This is a genomic window from Vibrio sp. SCSIO 43140 (assembly GCF_023716585.1).
In the GTDB taxonomy this organism is placed as follows: domain Bacteria; phylum Pseudomonadota; class Gammaproteobacteria; order Enterobacterales; family Vibrionaceae; genus Vibrio; species Vibrio maritimus_B.
In genome coordinates this window covers 3,197,176-3,214,793 of record NZ_CP071850.1, presented here as the reverse complement: position 1 = coordinate 3,214,793, position 17,618 = coordinate 3,197,176, and the positions used below count along the sequence as shown (strand labels likewise).

The window sequence follows — 17,618 nt, the reverse complement described above, 5'->3', positions numbered from 1 at the left end:
AGAATTGATAACGAACAACGTAAAGGAAATAACAATGGCGACTCCTCACATTAACGCGGAAATGGGTGATTTTGCTGACGTAGTATTGATGCCAGGTGATCCACTTCGCGCAAAATACATTGCTGACACATTCTTGGATGATGCAGTACAAGTATGTGATGTTCGTAACATGTACGGCTACACAGGGACCTACAAAGGTCGTCGTATCTCTGTGATGGGCCATGGCATGGGTATCCCTTCATGCTCAATCTACGTGACAGAGCTGATTAAAGACTTTGGTGTTAAGAAGATTGTTCGTGTTGGTAGCTGCGGTGCGGTGAACGAAGACATTAAAGTACGTGACGTAGTGATCGGCATGGGTGCGTGTACTGACTCAAAAGTAAACCGTATTCGCTTTAAAGATCATGACTTTGCAGCAATCGCTGACTACCACATGGTGAAGAATGCTGAAGAAGCGGCTAAAGCACGTGGCATCAATGTGAAAGTGGGTAACCTTTTCTCTGCTGAGCTGTTCTACACACCGGATCCAGAAATGTTCGATGTTATGGACAAGTACGGCATTGTTGGTGTTGAGATGGAAGCGGCGGGTATCTACGGCGTTGCAGCAGAATACGGTGCGAAAGCGCTGGCTATCTGTACTGTCTCTGACCACATCAAAACGGGTGAGCAAACCACTTCAGACGAGCGTGCAACAACGTTTAATGAAATGATGGAAATTGCACTGGACTCAGTACTTCTGGGTGACGCTGAATAAGCACGTTTTCTTAGATAGTTTAAGGCCTCGCAATTGCGAGGCCTTTTTGTATTTGATGGTTGCTTAAGAAGCCTAAGGTTGCTTAAGAAGTCTAAGGTTGCTTAAGAAGTCTAAGGTTGCTTAAGAAATCTAGGGCTGCTTGAGAAGTAGGTTTTCGCCTTTGTCTTTCGATTGCCGTCTAAGCAGTACCATTAGCAAGATGCCGCACAAGAAGCTCATCAGGATCATCATATACATAAAGCGGTCACTTTTTCTGTAGTGGTGATCTGAAATCGCCGTTACTTTGCCGGTTTCAAAAGTAATACGAACAAAGCCAATAATCGTATTATCGTTAATGATAGGCTCGACCAGTTGCTGGCGTCCGATACTGGCAGTCGATAGTGGGGTATCGAGCCCCAATACTTCACGAACTGTCTGAGCATTGTTACTCGAGGCAACTTTGACCCCTTCAGAATCATAAACCGTCGCATCCAGAACCAGGCGTTCTTTGGACAGCTGATTCGTCAGTGCACCGAGACGCTCTTGATCTTGGTCTATAAGCATCTGCCTTGCCGACTTTGAGGCTTGCGAGATAAGTACTTTTGATAGCACTTCTAATTGGTTAGCTTGAATGCGCTCGTTTCCCTTGCTGATCAGTACGCTGTTACTGGTAATAAAAAACACCATCGCCGCGATCAAGCACAAGGCAACCAAACGCAAAAAATTCCTAAACGAAAACAGTGAACCGTCCATAAAAGTGCAAAAGTACTAAGAAATTACTGATTGGTTCATATTGATGCTTGCACAACCAAATTGCAATAGGGTAACGTTTCGGGAGCTCATTTGAAGGAAGGATTAGCCATGGATGCTATCAAACCGCTTGCGATCAGTAAGCGTATCCCACTAAAACAAAGATTTCCGGAGACATTGCTCTCTCACTCGCTAGAGAAGCGCGCTGCTACCTGGATTGTCTACGCACCCACTTTATACACCGAATTGTTCAATGATTTGGACTTCTATGTTGGCGAGACCACTCGAATCCTAGATATCTGGCAAGTTGGTCAATACGAGGTCGCTTTGATGGAAGGTAACCTTACCCCAGACCATATTCGTATTCTTGATGAACTGAACGTTGATTATGCAAGGCTTTGCGATGTTCCTGATCTTAACAAGCCAGGTGTTATTGTGCTCGATATGGACTCAACCGCGATTCAGATAGAGTGTATTGATGAGATTGCTAAGCTGGCTGGCGTCGGTGAGCAAGTGTCAGAGGTCACTGAGCGAGCGATGCAGGGTGAGCTCGATTTTGAGCAAAGCCTTCGCCAACGTGTTGCTGCATTAAAAGAGGCTGACGAATCCATTTTAAGTGAAGTGCGTGAATCTTTGCCTTTGATGCCAGAACTTCGCGAGATGATCAAAACACTGCAAAGCTATGGTTGGAAAACCGCGATTGCATCAGGCGGATTTACCTACTTCTCAGATCACTTAAAAGAGATGCTCGACCTAGATTTTGCGCAATCCAACACATTGGCAATCAAAGACGGCAAGCTATTGGGAGAGGTTGTTGGAGAGGTGGTTTCTGCGCAAACCAAAGCGGACATTCTGCTTGAGCTTGCCGAAGAGTACGACGTGGAGCCGCACAATACGATCGCGGTGGGTGATGGTGCGAACGACCTAGTGATGATGAAGGCTGCGGGTCTCGGCATTGCGTATCATGCAAAACCTAAAGTTGAGGCGCAGGCTCAAGTTGCTATTCGACATGCTGGATTGGGTGGTATCGTTTGTATCTTGTCAGGTCTGCTTGCAAGACAAAAGAAAATTGGCTGGTAGTTGATAGCTAGTGATTTCAAAAAAGCCCTCGCAGGTTAACCTGCGAGGGCTTTTTATATTTCGCAATTAATGGTTCATCTCAAGTCGGATCAACACTTCTTCTGTAATGTCCACGAGCTCGCAGTATCCAATAATAGAGGTCATTTCGTTTTCTAGGTTGCGTGCATGACTTAAGCTCAACGACAGCAGCTCATTGATGTCTTTTTTCATGAGCGTAGTCAACGCGTCATAAACAGGTCCGGAAGAGACTCTTAGAATATACAGCTCACCCATGCTTAGGGCATCTTTAATGAACTTAATGCGCTGCTGGGTAGACTCGAAATCATCGCGAACCTTAGTGTGAATCGATTGGATTCTATCGCCGAGTTTAAGGACGCCAATATAGAGCTCACAGGCAACAGGTTTGGCACCTGGTTTACGTTTGAGAGGCTCGGCCAATAACGAATTACTTCTGCCTTTAAAGATGGGTTCAAGCGCCAGTTTTTGGTCGTGCCCAATGCGTTCAAAGAACTGCAAGTAGCCGGGCAGTGGAAAATTGACACCCACTGAGCGGCATTTGACTGAGGTACCGCGTTTATCGACGTAAACGGGCGTAGAGACCATTTTTCCTAGTAGCACGTTGTGCAGAGCCTCAAGCAATGAGCTGCTTGGTAAGATTTCTTGCTGAGCGACTAACTTGTCTTGGTTGTTCTCTATAATGCCTCTAAAGAAGGCGATTGTTTTGACCGTCTTTCCAGATTCAACAATAGAGAGGTGCACCGTTTTTCTGTCCGCTGACATGCGAACAACTTCGTACGGTACTTGGTTCAAGGGAATTTGGTCGTTGTAACGTTTAAGCTCCAAATAGTCGACACTAATGATCGAACCAGAAGGAATAGCCAAAGGCTCTGCTAGCTTGATGCTCGCGCCGTGCTTAGATAAATCGACGGTCTTACCCTGGATTCGAACATTCTCTCCCGCGCTGACAACAAGTGGTGAGGAAAATTGGTATCTAGGCTCTCTTCGACGAGATTTGGCGTCAAAGTACAACCCTCTAGGCTGCGTTTTGACATTTCTCGGGTGTCGGAACTGATTGAGAGTACTGGCTGGTAGTCTTGGCTTTTCAGTAAATAGATAGTCGCTGGCGGATTTGTCGTCACTGATTTCTTGCAGTATGCCAAAATGCGTCAACTTCTCGTCGTGCCCAACAAGCTCACTGTAGTGTTTTGATATGGTCAACATATCATCGGTTGATAGCTCAAATACCGACAGCCTAAATGCACGCCAACTCGCTCTTCTGCCGCCAACATGCCAGAACAGTTGACGCTCTTGGCGATCCGCCTCGGGCATCATCATGGAATAGAACAGCTTCATTCCATTGTGTTCGTGGGTAAAGGTATAGAGAACGTTACTGCATCCTTTTATCCCAGCTTTAACTAGCAAGTCCATTCGCTGGTTGGAGAATAACGAGGCTAGCGATTGCTGGTTACGTTCGTCGTGCCAATAGCGCCAGATATCTTGGTTGTTTTCTGTAAGCAACGCGACTTTCAGATCGTTGCCACTAAAGAATAGTGGCAGGTTACAAGCGTGTTTCAGGTAGGTATGCTCAAATCCGCGAGTCCGTGCACGAGTAATACGATCTTGATTGTCGTGGCGAACCTTTTTGGACTCAGTGTTGAGCATCTTGTCGACGACAAGTTCTACAGCGTTGGTACGCGTTAATCTAAGCGTGCGTAGATACTTCACCGGAGAGATGCCATGCAGGCCATCAACGCCGAGCACTCGGTACTCAATAGGTTTGGTAATTTCTTTTAGTTGACTGGTTTCCGCTAGCTCGTCGAACGTAACGGTAATAACTTGCCCTAAATCGTAATCAAAGGTGCCAGGTACTTTAAACTTAGCTCCAGAGCTAGAGAGGTCGACGCTCAGACCAATAACGGTTTCACCGTTTTCCAGCGTAATAGATACCTGCGACTCGACCTTTAAGCGGCATTCTTTGCGCTTGAGGTCATAGCCTAGATTTATGGGGGTGGCAGCATAAGGACTTTGCGGGTCGGTTAAATCTCCGCTATTGGCATTGCGTTGCTCATCACCCAAGTTGCTCAGGGTTTTCTTATCAACAAGAAGCTCCCATACACCCTCGGTGTAACCACCGTATTTGCGAGTGAGCTTGTGATAGGAGTTAAATGCGCGATCGTCCAGCCAGTGTGCAAGACCATCTAACTGGTACTCGTGACAGTTGGTAGAGACGCGCCCACGAAGGTCAATACGTTTATAGCAGGGCGCCATAAGACGATTGAGCTCCATCTTCACCAGTAACTTTGTCGACGCAGATTCGCCTTCGGTGACTTGGTTGAGTACTTGGTCGAAGTCCTCAGCGTGGTAAGCTGAAATCAAACGTTCGGCAATGGAAAGTATTTCTGTTTGCTGCATGAGTTTTGTTAAAGTGTCCCTTTGATGATGAGTTTCATCAGAATAAGTACAGCGTAATGCCTTATTATATCGGCAGCCATGCCGAAAGCCTTAACGGTATGTATAGGAAAGATAAGGTATTGTCTCACTTTATTCTTAGGGTATTGTCATATATTGACAATACTTTTCATTGGTTACACACCGAAACTAATAGATTAGTCAATAAATAAATGCAACTCAGTGCATTGTAACGCTAGAGTAAGTAGGTTAGTTCAAATTATGGCAAAAGCGAAAAGAGCTTACGTTTGTAATGATTGCGGAGCAGATTTTCCCCGTTGGCAAGGTCAATGCAACGCATGTGGCAGTTGGAACACGATCAGTGAAGTCCGTCTGGCTGCATCACCTCAAGTGGCTCGCAACGAGAGACTGACGGGCTATGCTGGTGGAGCGACGGAGTCGACAATCCAAACCCTCTCTGAGATTGATCTGCAAGAAGTGCCGCGATTTACCAGTGGCTTCAAAGAACTGGACCGAGTGTTAGGGGGTGGCGTTGTACCTGGCGCGGCCATCCTCATCGGCGGTAACCCTGGTGCAGGTAAATCAACATTGCTGCTGCAAGCTATGTGTTGGTTGTCCTCCCAGATGCCTACCTTATACGTCACTGGTGAAGAATCTCTACAGCAAGTCGCTATGCGTGCTTCTCGCTTAGGGCTACCGAAAGAGCATCTCAAGATGCTCTCTGAAACCAACGTTGATCGTATTTGCCAAATCGCTGAAAAAGAGCAGCCAAAGCTGATGGTTATCGACTCGATTCAGGTTATGCATGTTGCTGATGTCCAGTCATCACCAGGCAGTGTGGCGCAGGTACGAGAATCAGCGACGGCACTCACTCGTTATGCTAAGCAAAACAATGTAGCGATATTCATCGTTGGTCACGTGACTAAAGATGGTACCTTGGCAGGTCCAAAGGTACTGGAACATATCATCGACTGCTCAGTACTACTTGATGGCGGCACGGATAGCCGATTTAGAACACTTCGAAGCCACAAGAACCGCTTCGGCGCGGTAAATGAGCTTGGCGTATTTGCGATGACGGGGCAGGGGTTAAAAGAAGTCAGTAACCCATCGGCGATTTTCCTCTCTCGTGGCGAAGAAGAAACATCGGGCAGTTCAGTCATGGTCGTGTGGGAGGGGACTCGTCCGCTCCTCGTTGAGATCCAGGCACTGGTTGACTACAGTCAACTGGCGAACCCGCGTCGCGTTGCGGTAGGCCTTGAGCAAAACCGTCTTTCGCTTCTTTTGGCTGTGCTGCACAAACATGGTGGCTTGCAGATGGCGGACCAAGATGTATTTGTCAACGTAGTGGGTGGCGTCAAAGTTACCGAGACCAGCGCAGACCTTGCTTTGGTTATGGCATTGCTTTCAAGCTTTCGAGATCGTCCGCTACCTAAAGATGTGGTTGTGTTTGGTGAGGTGGGACTTGCTGGGGAGATTCGCCCAGTACCAAGTGGCCAAGAGCGGTTAATGGAAGCGTTTAAACACGGTTTTAAAAAAGCGATTGTTCCGGCGGCCAACATGCCGAAAGGCGGTATTGAAGGCATGCAAATCCACGGAGTGAAGAAGCTTTCAGAAGCGATTTCAGCATTTGATGAACTTTAATGGTGGTTTTTGCTCAATTTCAGGTAGAATACCGCCAACAAAAGTACGATTTTGCGAAATGACATCGAAAAATCACCAAGAGCAGCTAAAATTAACTGCGATCTGGTAACAACACCCAAATCCGTTGAAGCTTGATGATATAAGCCTTGAGAGACCATTTCTCCCAAGGTGGCGTGTTATCGAGTCGGGTTCGGATAACTTTTTTTTAATACACATGCACGCAGAGGTATCGGTCTTTACAGATTGTGATATACTCTGCGCGCAATTTATACCTTATAAACAGAGTAAGACAATGGCAGATTTATCAAAGTACAGAAACATTGGTATTTTCGCGCACGTTGATGCGGGTAAAACTACCACCACTGAGCGTATCCTTAAGCTTACTGGTAAAATCCACAAAACTGGTGAAGTACACGACGGTGAGTCTACAACTGACTTCATGGAGCAGGAAGCTGAGCGTGGTATCACAATCCAGTCTGCTGCGGTAACTTGTGAGTGGAACGGCCACCGCCTAAACGTTATCGATACTCCGGGACACGTTGACTTCACAGTTGAAGTATATCGTTCACTTAAAGTACTAGACGGCGGTATCGGTGTATTCTGTGGTTCTGGTGGTGTTGAGCCTCAGTCAGAAACAAACTGGCGTTACGCGAACGAATCAGAAGTATCTCGTCTGATCTTCGTTAACAAACTAGACCGTATGGGTGCAGACTTCTTCAACGTTGTTGACCAAGTTAAGAACGTTCTTGGCGCTAACCCACTAGTAATGACTCTGCCTATCGGTCGTGAAGACGATTTCGTTGGTGTTGTAGACGTACTAACTCGTAAAGCTTACGTTTGGGATGATTCTGGTCTTCCAGAAAACTACGAAATCCAAGACGTTCCAGCTGACATGGTTGACGATCTAGAAGCTTACCGTGAAGAGCTAGTTGAGACTGCTGTAGAGCAAGACGACGACCTAATGGAAGCGTACATGGAAGGTGAAGAGCCTTCTATCGAAGACCTTAAGCGTTGTATCCGTAAAGGTACTCGTGACCTAGCGTTCTTCCCAACATTCTGTGGTTCTGCATTTAAGAACAAGGGTGTTCAACTCGTTCTTGACGCTGTTGTAGATTACCTACCAGCTCCAACTGAAGTTGATCCTCAGCCTCTAACAGATCCAGACACTGGTGAAGCGACTGGTGAAGTTGCTACAGTTGACGCTGATGCGCCACTAAAAGCACTTGCGTTCAAAATCATGGACGACCGTTTCGGTGCACTAACGTTCATCCGTATCTACTCAGGCCGCATGAAGAAGGGTGACACTATCCTTAACTCTGCAACTGGTAAGACTGAGCGTATCGGTCGTATGTGTGAGATGCAGGCTGACGAGCGTAACGAACTTACTGAAGCACAAGCTGGTGACATCATCGCTGTAGTAGGTATGAAGAACGTTCAAACTGGTCACACTCTATGTGATCCTAAGCACGAATGTACTCTAGAAGCTATGATCTTCCCAGAACCAGTAATCTCTATCGCTGTTTCTCCGAAGGACAAAGGTTCTACTGAGAAGATGGGTATCGCTATCGGTAAGATGGTTGCAGAAGATCCATCTTTCCAAGTTGAGACTGATGAAGATTCAGGTGAAACTATCCTGAAAGGTATGGGTGAACTTCACCTAGACATCAAGGTAGACATCCTTAAGCGTACTTACGGCGTTGAGCTAGAAGTAGGTGCTCCACAGGTAGCTTACCGTGAAACTATCACTCAACCAGTTGAAGATAGCTACACGCACAAGAAGCAGTCTGGTGGTTCTGGTCAGTTCGCGAAAATCGACTACCGTATCAAACCAGGTGAGCCAAACTCTGGCTTCACGTTCTCTTCTTCAGTTGTTGGTGGTAACGTTCCTAAGGAATTCTGGCCAGCAGTTGAGAAAGGCTTCGAGAGCATGATGGACAACGGTGTTCTAGCTGGCTTCCCAACGCTAGACGTTGAAGTTGAGCTATTCGACGGTTCATTCCACGCAGTTGACTCTTCGGCAATCGCTTACGAAATCGCAGCGAAAGGTGCATTCCGTCAGTCTATGCCAAAAGCTGGTGCACAGCTTCTTGAGCCAATCATGCACGTTGACGTGTTCACTCCAGAAGATCACGTTGGTGATGTAATCGGTGACCTTAACCGTCGTCGTGGTATGATCAAAGACCAGCAAGCTGGTACTACTGGTGTTCGTATTAAAGCTAACGTTCCTCTATCAGAAATGTTTGGCTACATCGGTCACCTACGTACTATCACATCAGGTCGTGGTCAATTCTCTATGGAATTTGAACACTACTCTGCATGTCCAGCAAACGTTGCTGAAGAAGTTATCGCTAAAGCGAAAGAAGACAACAAGTAATTGTTCTTTGACTTCAGATAGTAAAAACCCGCCTTTCGGCGGGTTTTTTTATAGCTTAATTTTAAGGTTCTACAGTGAGTTTGGCCTTAGAACGTAGTCGGTTTCGATGATGGAAATGTGCGACATATCGCAGCGCTTAAACTCATTCACCTCTTTGTTAAGCCAAGATAAGAAGGTTTGAATTTTTGGCCGGTTGAAGTGGTTTGCCGGTGCACATACGTAGTATGCGAATCTAGGTTTTAGCGCGAAGTCACCGATACGAACCAGCGTCCCTTCTTTGATGTACCTGTAAGCGAGGCTGTGCTTAATCAATCCAACCCCCTGCACAGACAATGCTCCTTCGACAACAAAGTGCGCCCCATTATATTGAAGCGTTCGCGTTCCAATAGGTGCGCCGACATGGTTAAGCCATAAGCTCCAGTCCATATCAGGCCAGGTATCTTCAATTAAGTCGGCTTTATGCAGATCATGAATCGTATGGATGTTGTGCTGCTCCTGATATAGGGGATGGCAAACAGGATAGATAATGTCTTCCATTAAAAGTCGGCTCTCGACATCTGGGTAGTGCCCTTCACCATAGCGAATACAGATATCAACCGAGTCATCTTGAAAAGTCACCAGTTTATTATTGGGTTCAAGCAGCAGGCTGAGCTCTGGATACTGTTCACGAAAGCTCTGAATTCTGGGTACCAACCAATGTTGAGCAAACGAGGGAAGGGTAGAGATAGAGAGTCGGTTGGGCTCTGCGTCGCTATGAATGCTCTGAACGCCGCGAAGAATATGTTCAAAGCCCTGACTTAGCTCCTTAAAAAGCGAATGTCCCTCGGTCGTGAGCTTGACTTTTCTGTGTTGTCGATAAAACAGCTCACAACCAAGCTGCTCTTCTAGCTGGCGTATTTGCTGGCTGATTGCCGCTGCTGAAACATAAAGTGTTGAAGCGGCATCCTTAAAGCTGCCAAGTTTGGCTGCTTGATAGAAATAATACAGCCCTTGGAGTGGAGGGAGTTTATCTTTCACTTAAGTTTTCCTTAACTCAATAACAGAATAGATCGTTTGTCAGTTTTCTCTGTGTGCACAAAAATTATACGAAAAGACGGAGGGAAAACAAATGGACAGAACCATTACGACGCTAGAATGTGCAGAGCAAGGAAACGGTGGATTTCAGCTGAGAAAGAATATCTTAACTGTACTTAGCGTTTGGTATCGAAATTACAGAACTCGAAAAGCGCTTGCAGAGATGTCAGAACGGTTACTTGATGATATCGGAATCACTCCCTATGAAGCGAAGCAAGAGTCCCGTAGGCCTTTCTGGAAATAAAATAGGCGACCCTAAGGTCGCCTTTTCTGGATTGAAGAGTGATCACTCTTCCCATACCACCAGCTGACCTTTTGGCCAGTTCTGACCGACTTCGTGGTACTTCTGCTCCAGAAGGTGGCGTTTAATTTTAAGGGTAGGGGTTAGCAAACCGTTTTCAATGCTCCACGGCTCTTTAACCATAAGAACACCTTTGATGTGTTCGTGAGATTCCAGCTCTTGATTCATGCGTTTGACGACTCGTTCCGCGGTACGAGCATAACGCTCGCGGTCGAAGTTCGGGAAGTCGTGAGGGACGACCAGTAAGATTGGCGCAGGTAGGCCTAAACCAATCAAACACATCATCTCAACGCGGCTGTACTCTGCGAGCTTTTTCTCAATAGGAACGGGCGCAACAAACTTACCTTTGGCGGTTTTAAAGGTGTCTTTTTTGCGACCTTGGATAGTTAGGTAGCCTTCACTATCGATCACACCAATATCACCGGTATGCAGCCAGCCGTCACTATCAAATGACTCTTGTGTTGCGATATCGTTTTTGTAGTACCCAGAGAACAAGCCTTTACTGCGAACCATGATCTCTGAGTCATCGGCAATCTTGAGCTCAATACCCGGGCCTGCATTACCCACCGAACCGATTTTATCCCCGCGGAAAGGATGGTTGAGCGTACTGTAGGCGAAGGATTCGGTCATCCCCCAAGCTTCGGTAATATTTAAGCCGACACTGTGGTACCACTCGAGAAGAGCAGGTGAGACAGGAGCTGAGCCACAACCTAAAACACGAGCCTGATCAAGGCCTAGACCGTCAGCGAGTTTCTTCTTAATCAGTGTGTTGACGAAAGGTATTTTCAACAGGATATTGAGTTTTTTCTGCGGTAGCTTGTCTTGAATTCGTTGTTGGAACAAGTTCCACAGACGAGGTACAGAGATAAACAGCGTCGGACGCTGCATCTTCACGTCTTCAATAAAGGTATCCAGTGATTCTGGGAAAGCAGTAGGTACGCCACCCTGTACCGAAGAGCCAAAAATATAGACTCGCTCGGTAATGTGCGCGAGTGGCAAGTAAGAGAACAAGCGGTCATTGGCTTCAATACCGATATGATCAATCAGTCGTTGTACCGACCAAGAAAAAGCGCCATAGGTCAGCATCGCACCTTTGGGTAGGCCTGATGTGCCCGAGGTGTAAACCAGCGACATCAGCTTATCATCATAGTGAACAGGGCGCTCTTCGCTTGGCTCATTGTCGGCAACCAGCTGAGTAAAGCTGTGTTGGCACTCTGGTGCTGAGTCGTAAGGTAAAGAAATAGTGATGAGATCGCTAAGATTCCCCATCACCTCACTGGTGGCCGCTGCGTCATCCAATTTTCCTGCGATAAGTACTTTACTCTCACTGTGAGTGAGACAATATTCAATGGTATCAGGACCTGCTGTAGGGAAGATTGGCACGCTAACATAGTCACCGAGCATCATCGCAAGATCGCAAATAAACCACTCAGCACAGTTTTTAGAGATTAACGCGACTTTATCACCAGGCTGAATACCAAGCCCACGAAGTGCCGAAACCAGTCGTAGTGCTTTATCAGCAACCTCGGCATAAGTGAATTCAACAAATTGTCGGTTAATGATTTGTTTTAGGTAAACCTCGTTAGGTTTCTCATGCGCCCACTTTAGGATCATTTCGTTAGGCGGTGGTAGAGTACAGCTAGAAGTAGTCGTTTCGTTAGGCAGTATCATTCTTGAACTCCGTTTACGTGTAGAACGATAAATTTTATAGTTGTATTTATGTTAATTGATTGTTAACACTACAATACTAGACATACAGAGAATGGACTGCAAGAAGCGATTGACGCATAAATGCGGCCCCGAGCACATAAGTCGAGTAAAAACTCAATTTTTCGGGGCGCATTCACAACGAGTAGAAGGCCGTTTCTTTGCTAACGGTTAATGTCTCGGTAGAAAGTTTGATTGCATCACAAGCTTTACAGCGTCTTGCTGCGCACGTAGGGCTTGAACACAGTTTCCGTCGATCTTGCCGAGGGTAACCATTTTCTCTAGCTCTAGAAGCGCATGGGTTAGTGACCAAGATTCGCTGTAGGAGCGGTGACTTGTCAGGGCATCAAAAATGTTAGCAACGGTAACAATTCGCGCTGATACAGGAATATGCGCGTGACTGAGGCCGCGAGGCGCGCCGCTGCCATCGAGATACTCATGATGATACTGAATGATCTCTCTTAGCAATTGAACACAGGTTTGTTGCTCTTCATGAACCTGCCGAGCTAAAGCGTTAATCAGATTGAGCCCTTGCTGGATCTGTGCGGTGAGTTTCAAATGATCCCCCCAATCCTCCAGCCAAAGGCTTTGCTGCTTAGTACCAAGATTCGAGTATTTACCTACATCATGCAGCTCAGCAAACTGAACCATATGCTCGATAGTTTCATCATTCAACTGATAAAGCTCTGCTACTTTTTCACCAATTAGGCGTGTGTACTGACCCACGCGATAGGCGTGATCAAGGCTCTCGTTCTGATGCTCGAAGTTGGTGCGGCGAAGAGAGAAGCCTAAATCGGACATAGCGTTGACGCACTGGCGCTGTTTACAAATCTGACGTACGAGATTATCAGAATCTTTGATGAGCTCGCTGGTGGTTGATGAGTCGAAGAACCCTTTGCGATCAGCATCGAAAAACAGCAGGCCTATAAACTCACCGTTGTCAAACACAGGTCGAGTGAATGAGGCTTCGTAGCCCTGTTCAAGTAACCATTTAGAATGCTGCGAGTCATCGGCAATTTCGGTTGGGATATCATTGACCACACGAGTTAGTTGGCGAGTGACCATCCTACCTAGGCGAGACTGAGCAGAGATAGGTGCGCTGTAATGAAGCAAGGGAGTGCCTTGTAACGTACTGTGCGCAAAGGTTCGCAGTTGACCATGAGTACTGTCATAGGATGCAAAGGCCAATCTGACGACTTCAGGTGTTTGCTCGTGAATAGCGAGGTGCGTCTGCTCAATAGCCTGATTGATTGAGTCGGCTTTGGCGGTGTTGAGGTGCCGATTGCGGGGTGTAGATTTGTCCATAACTCGCCTCCTTACTGTCACCTACATACATGGCACGCGAATCTGGTTGCGGTTACAGTTGCTCTCATAGATAGCGTCGTGAGAGCAAGAGGTTCGTGTGCGAACCATGTTGGAAGGTGATTCTATGAATACACGCTTTTGCTTATATCGTTAACCCTTTTGATGCAGTTGACGGTCGATAAGGGGCATTTGCCCCTCATAATTAGTGTATGAATCAGCTAGAAAACTTGCGAGAAATATCGCTCAAAATCAGAGCGATACTTGATTTAGATTAAATTTGCTAGGCTCGGAGCAATCAGACCAGCACAAGCAAAATAGATGACCATCCACACAATAGGCAGTTTAAACTGTTTCATCAGTAAGGCGCCAAATAGAACCCAGGCTAAGTCAAGCGAAGAGACCACAGCACTGACGAAAACGGGCTGGTACAGCGCAGAGAGTAGTAGACCAACCACCGCAGCGTTGACCCCCATTAAAGCCCCTGACACCGCTGGAATGCTTGCGAGCTGTTGCCAATTCTTAAGAACGCCTACCAGCAATAGAAAGCCTGGAACGAAAACGCCTAGAGTGGCGATGATGGCGCCAGCAATAGGTGCCGTTGGCATAAGCTCATAACCAATATAGGTGGCGAAGGTAAACATTGGTCCCGGAACCGCTTGCGCCGCCGCATAGCCGGTCAGGAATGCATCTTGAGTTAATTGGTCACCAACAATATTTTGAAGTAAAGGCAGAACCACATGGCCACCACCAAATACTAAACTACCCGCTTGGTAGAAGTCCGCGAACAGCTGCAGTGACGGCGAAAAGCGTCCAAGTAGCGGCAGAGCAACAAGCAAAGCAAAAAAGCTAACTAATGGCATTACCGAGAAAGAAAGTGAGCCTGCAGGGGACTCATTGTTGCCAGTCGCTAGATAGCGAGTACCTACAAGAGCTGCGATAATTAGCACGATGATTTGCGTGGCAATACCCTGGAAGACCAACAGTGCAATGGCTGTCCCGATACACAAAGAGACAGTCAGCACCGACTTGCAGAAGTTTTTATACATTCCCCAAGCCGCGTCAGCCACGACCAGTACAGCAAGTAGCTTCAAGCCATGGACGATGTTTTGGAATACGCTCGACTCGGTTAATTGGCTGCTCAATACTGCAAGTGCCAACATGAGAATAACTGAGGGCAGTGTAAAGCCAAGAAAGGCCATGATGCCGCCGCCAAGACCGGCGCGCTGATAACCCACAGCAAAGCCCACTTGACTTGAGCCTGGTCCTGGTAAGAACTGGCTGAGGGCAACGATTTGTGCGTAGTCGTTATCACTGAGCCATTTGAGCTTTTCAACAAAGGTATTTCTAAAGTAACCAATGTGTGCAGCAGGTCCACCGAAGCTTACCCAGCCAAGGGCAAAAAAGATCTTAAAGATGGCAAACAAGGATTGCTGCTGAGTGGGTTCGCGAGTGAGCGAATCTGAGTTGCTTGTAGACAAAGTAATACCTGCGTAGCGATAACATTTTCGATTAGCGCTGATACTAAGTCGTGACATATAATGATTCAAATCGATAGTTTTGATACCTACTATGAATGAAATGGGACGAGGAAAATTAGATTGGAAGCGGATAGATCTCAACTTGTTGATTGTGTTCTATCACCTATATCAGACCCGCAGTGTCTCTGTCGCTGCGCAGAAGTGTTTCGTTAGCCAGTCTGCGATGAGTCATAGTCTCGCTAAACTTAGAGAGCTGTGTGGCGATAAGCTGTTTGAAAGAAAGTCGCACCAAATGGTGCCGACAGAGCGTGCGAGTGAGCTCTTTCCAACCGTAGAGCAGATCCTTAGCTTGGTTCAACATAAGGTCTTGCCAAAGGCGGTGTTTGATCCCAATGAGTATCGAGGTGTCTGTAAGATAGGTCTGACCGACTACGCTGAGTTTATTTTTGGTCCGGTGATTTACGATGCCATCCTAACCGATGCTCCTCATTCAAAGGTTAGCTTCGTCAACGTGAATCGCAATAATTATAAGTCGATCAGTGAGCAAGAAAGTCTAGATATGATCATCGGCAGCATTCCTGAATTGGATGAGCAGTTCGATGGACAAACCTTATATACAGAAAAACATGTCTGTATTTATGACCAATCTCAGGTGCCAATTGAGTATGTCGATATCGAAACCTTCGTCTCCCTGCCGCACTGTTTGGTCAGCCCTGAGGGAGCCTTTACCAGCAATGTAGACAAACATTTGGATGCCGTAGGACTGACTCGCTCGGTAACCGCAGTGTCTCGCAATTTCCTCACCATCGGACGCTTGGTAAGTGGGCGTGCAATGTTTGCCATTGTTCCTGAAAAAATGGCGCAGATTAGCCTCATGCAGCCACACCTTACTGCCGTTGCTCCGCCAGTACCTGTAGCCGACTTCGACATCGCATTGATTTGGAGAAAGCAATCACAGTTAAGTGAAAAAGCTAAGTGGCTCAAAGAGGCCCTTTATGAAGCGGTGTTGACGTCAATAAGGGAGAGCAGTTTGTAATTCGAGCACATCGTTTGACTGATGTGCTTGATGGTTTTTTGGAGGTGGCAGTGGCGGTTAAGTCAGGGCAAAGCGCGTCCATACTTTGGATCGCCAACGATGAATCATAACCAATCCACGCAGCCACTCATCCATACCTATCGCTATCCAGGCGCCCAAGATACCAAAGCCCCAATGCAGACCGAGTAAGTAGGCGAAGACAACGGCAATGCCCCACATACTCAAGATCCCCATTTTTACAGGGAACTTGATATCACCAGCACCTTTCAGAGCGGCGATAAAAATGAGGTTAGAGACTCGACCTGACTCCACAAAAATAGAACCACCAATGAGCATTGCGACAAGCGTGACGATTTCCGGGTCTTGGGTGAACAGATCGATAAGTGGATATCGGAACAAGAACAGCGTAATCACTATGCCTGTCGATGCCGCAAGACCCACTAGATAGTATTTCTGGATGCGACCCAGTATGTCATCAGCCCAGCCTTTACCGATAAAGTAGCTGGTTTGAATCTGCCCTGCCTGACCCAGAGCAAGTGCAAAGGCAAAAGAAACGCGCGTGATATTCTGAGCATAGGTAAATGCCGCCAACGATGCGGTGCCCATCTGCACAACAAAGTAGACAATCGCCATCTGCGCCATGTTATAGGACAGGATCTCTCCGGCATTCATCATGCCGATCTTCATGATCTTCTTGTAGAGTGTGTTTGGGATAGCACGCCAGGTCTCGAATGGTAGATCAATGCGCTTTCCACGCACTGCCAATATCATTAATAGTGTACCGATCACTTGGCTTACTACCGTTGCCGTTGCTACGCCACTTACACCAAAGACAGGCAAGCCAAACGGCTGATAGAGTGCGACATAGTTACCGAATATATTAATAACGCCCGCAATTAGGTTAATGACCATGGGAGAGCGTGAAAAGCCATGGCTTCTCAATATAGTGGTCAGTACGATACCAAGAGTGACGTTGAAGGTCATTGAGCCGCTGATGATAAGATAGTCGTAACCATAGGCTGCAACTTGTTCTTCTAATCCAAACAGCGCAATAAAATGCTCAGCACCCACAAGCAGTGACAAGCTCAGAATAGCACCTAAACCAAGAGCCAATAGAATGCTCGCGACACCCGTTTGTGCGGATTCAGAAAATTTCGATGCACCATTGTATTGAGCGATGAGAATGCCTGTGCCACTGCTGACCATCATGGACACGACGATAAGAAAAAAGCTGATCTGGGTGATCACTCCGACCGCGGAAACCGCTTGATCAGAATAGCCACTGAGCATAAACACATCGGTAGTATTGAGAGCGGTGCGCAGTAAGACTTCGATAAAAATGGGCCACGTCAGCGCGACGATGTTCATTCGCTTATTGAGCGATGAAGCACTGTTAGACATTCGTTTTCACCTAGTATTAATAGGGTTTTGGTTAAAGGGTCGGCAAGTTTACTCTCTATTGGCGCAAACACAATACAATAATCATCTCCTCGAGAGAGTTTGACATTTTGTTCTATCAACGAGCGTTGTTATAAAAAATAGAGCCCTGATAAGAAGAACCTATTGCGTGATTCTTTCATTTTGTCCCAAAGTGATTTATTACTTAATGACTATTACGTGTCTTTATGACTCTAAATTTTTATGAGTCAAAAAGACACTTATCTCTTTTATATGTCTGATAAATAGTGATTTTAAGTGTGGCATGCTTCATGCAATAGGTTCTTAGTTAG

General features: G+C 46.6%; 13 protein-coding genes. 6 read left to right on the top strand and 7 right to left on the bottom strand.

Annotated elements, in window-relative coordinates:
* Window positions 1-34 precede the first annotated feature (34 nt).
* A complete protein-coding gene (gene deoD / locus J4N45_RS15415; protein ID WP_252012327.1) occupies window positions 35-754 on the top strand; it encodes a purine-nucleoside phosphorylase in 720 nt (239 codons plus the stop codon).
* Between the two features lie 129 nt (window positions 755-883).
* Here the strand turns inward: deoD and J4N45_RS15410 are convergent, their stop codons facing one another.
* Window positions 884-1,486 (bottom strand): YtjB family periplasmic protein, encoded by a 603-nt coding sequence (locus tag J4N45_RS15410; RefSeq protein ID WP_042473628.1) that lies wholly within the window; start codon window positions 1,484-1,486, stop codon window positions 884-886.
* A 108-nt stretch (window positions 1,487-1,594) separates the two neighbouring features.
* Here J4N45_RS15410 and serB point away from each other — a divergent pair, with 108 nt between their 5' ends.
* Window positions 1,595-2,563 carry a phosphoserine phosphatase gene (gene serB / locus J4N45_RS15405; RefSeq protein ID WP_252012324.1) on the top strand — a complete coding sequence of 323 codons (969 nt, stop codon included), beginning with the start codon at window positions 1,595-1,597 and terminating at the stop codon, window positions 2,561-2,563.
* A 66-nt stretch (window positions 2,564-2,629) separates the two neighbouring features.
* Here the strand turns inward: serB and J4N45_RS15400 are convergent, their stop codons facing one another.
* The gene (locus J4N45_RS15400) at window positions 2,630-4,975 is read right to left on the bottom strand and encodes a PilZ domain-containing protein (protein WP_252012322.1); all 2,346 of its coding nucleotides are present in this window, start codon (window positions 4,973-4,975) and stop codon (window positions 2,630-2,632) included.
* A 258-nt stretch (window positions 4,976-5,233) separates the two neighbouring features.
* On the opposite strand from J4N45_RS15400, the gene radA reads away from it, so the two are divergent.
* Together radA and fusA are read left to right on the top strand one after the other, a co-directional pair.
* On the top strand, window positions 5,234-6,613 hold the full coding sequence (gene radA / locus J4N45_RS15395) for a DNA repair protein RadA (protein WP_042473633.1): 1,380 nt from the start codon (window positions 5,234-5,236) through the stop codon (window positions 6,611-6,613).
* A gap of 292 nt (window positions 6,614-6,905) precedes the next feature.
* Window positions 6,906-8,987 (top strand): elongation factor G, encoded by a 2,082-nt coding sequence (fusA, locus tag J4N45_RS15390; RefSeq protein WP_252012320.1) that lies wholly within the window; start codon window positions 6,906-6,908, stop codon window positions 8,985-8,987.
* A gap of 69 nt (window positions 8,988-9,056) precedes the next feature.
* Here the strand turns inward: fusA and J4N45_RS15385 are convergent, their stop codons facing one another.
* Window positions 9,057-10,004 carry a LysR substrate-binding domain-containing protein gene (locus J4N45_RS15385; RefSeq protein ID WP_252012317.1) on the bottom strand — a complete coding sequence of 316 codons (948 nt, stop codon included), beginning with the start codon at window positions 10,002-10,004 and terminating at the stop codon, window positions 9,057-9,059.
* Between the two features lie 91 nt (window positions 10,005-10,095).
* Here J4N45_RS15385 and J4N45_RS15380 point away from each other — a divergent pair, with 91 nt between their 5' ends.
* Window positions 10,096-10,305 carry a DUF1127 domain-containing protein gene (locus tag J4N45_RS15380; RefSeq protein WP_252012316.1) on the top strand — a complete coding sequence of 70 codons (210 nt, stop codon included), beginning with the start codon at window positions 10,096-10,098 and terminating at the stop codon, window positions 10,303-10,305.
* A gap of 42 nt (window positions 10,306-10,347) precedes the next feature.
* On the opposite strand, the gene J4N45_RS15375 is transcribed toward J4N45_RS15380, so the two are convergent.
* From J4N45_RS15375 to chrA, 3 genes are all read right to left on the bottom strand, one after another.
* Window positions 10,348-12,033 carry an AMP-binding protein gene (locus J4N45_RS15375; protein ID WP_252012313.1) on the bottom strand — a complete coding sequence of 562 codons (1,686 nt, stop codon included), beginning with the start codon at window positions 12,031-12,033 and terminating at the stop codon, window positions 10,348-10,350.
* A gap of 207 nt (window positions 12,034-12,240) precedes the next feature.
* Window positions 12,241-13,374 carry an HD-GYP domain-containing protein gene (locus tag J4N45_RS15370; protein ID WP_252012311.1) on the bottom strand — a complete coding sequence of 378 codons (1,134 nt, stop codon included), beginning with the start codon at window positions 13,372-13,374 and terminating at the stop codon, window positions 12,241-12,243.
* A 266-nt stretch (window positions 13,375-13,640) separates the two neighbouring features.
* A complete protein-coding gene (gene chrA, locus J4N45_RS15365; protein WP_252014703.1) occupies window positions 13,641-14,798 on the bottom strand; it encodes a chromate efflux transporter in 1,158 nt (385 codons plus the stop codon).
* Window positions 14,799-14,943: 145 nt separating this feature from the next.
* Here chrA and J4N45_RS15360 point away from each other — a divergent pair, with 145 nt between their 5' ends.
* Window positions 14,944-15,888: a LysR family transcriptional regulator gene (locus J4N45_RS15360; protein ID WP_503055376.1), complete on the top strand. Its 945-nt coding sequence runs from the start codon at window positions 14,944-14,946 to the stop codon at window positions 15,886-15,888.
* A 57-nt stretch (window positions 15,889-15,945) separates the two neighbouring features.
* Here the strand turns inward: J4N45_RS15360 and J4N45_RS15355 are convergent, their stop codons facing one another.
* A complete protein-coding gene (locus J4N45_RS15355; protein ID WP_252012307.1) occupies window positions 15,946-17,289 on the bottom strand; it encodes an MATE family efflux transporter in 1,344 nt (447 codons plus the stop codon).
* Window positions 17,290-17,618: the final 329 nt, after the last annotated feature.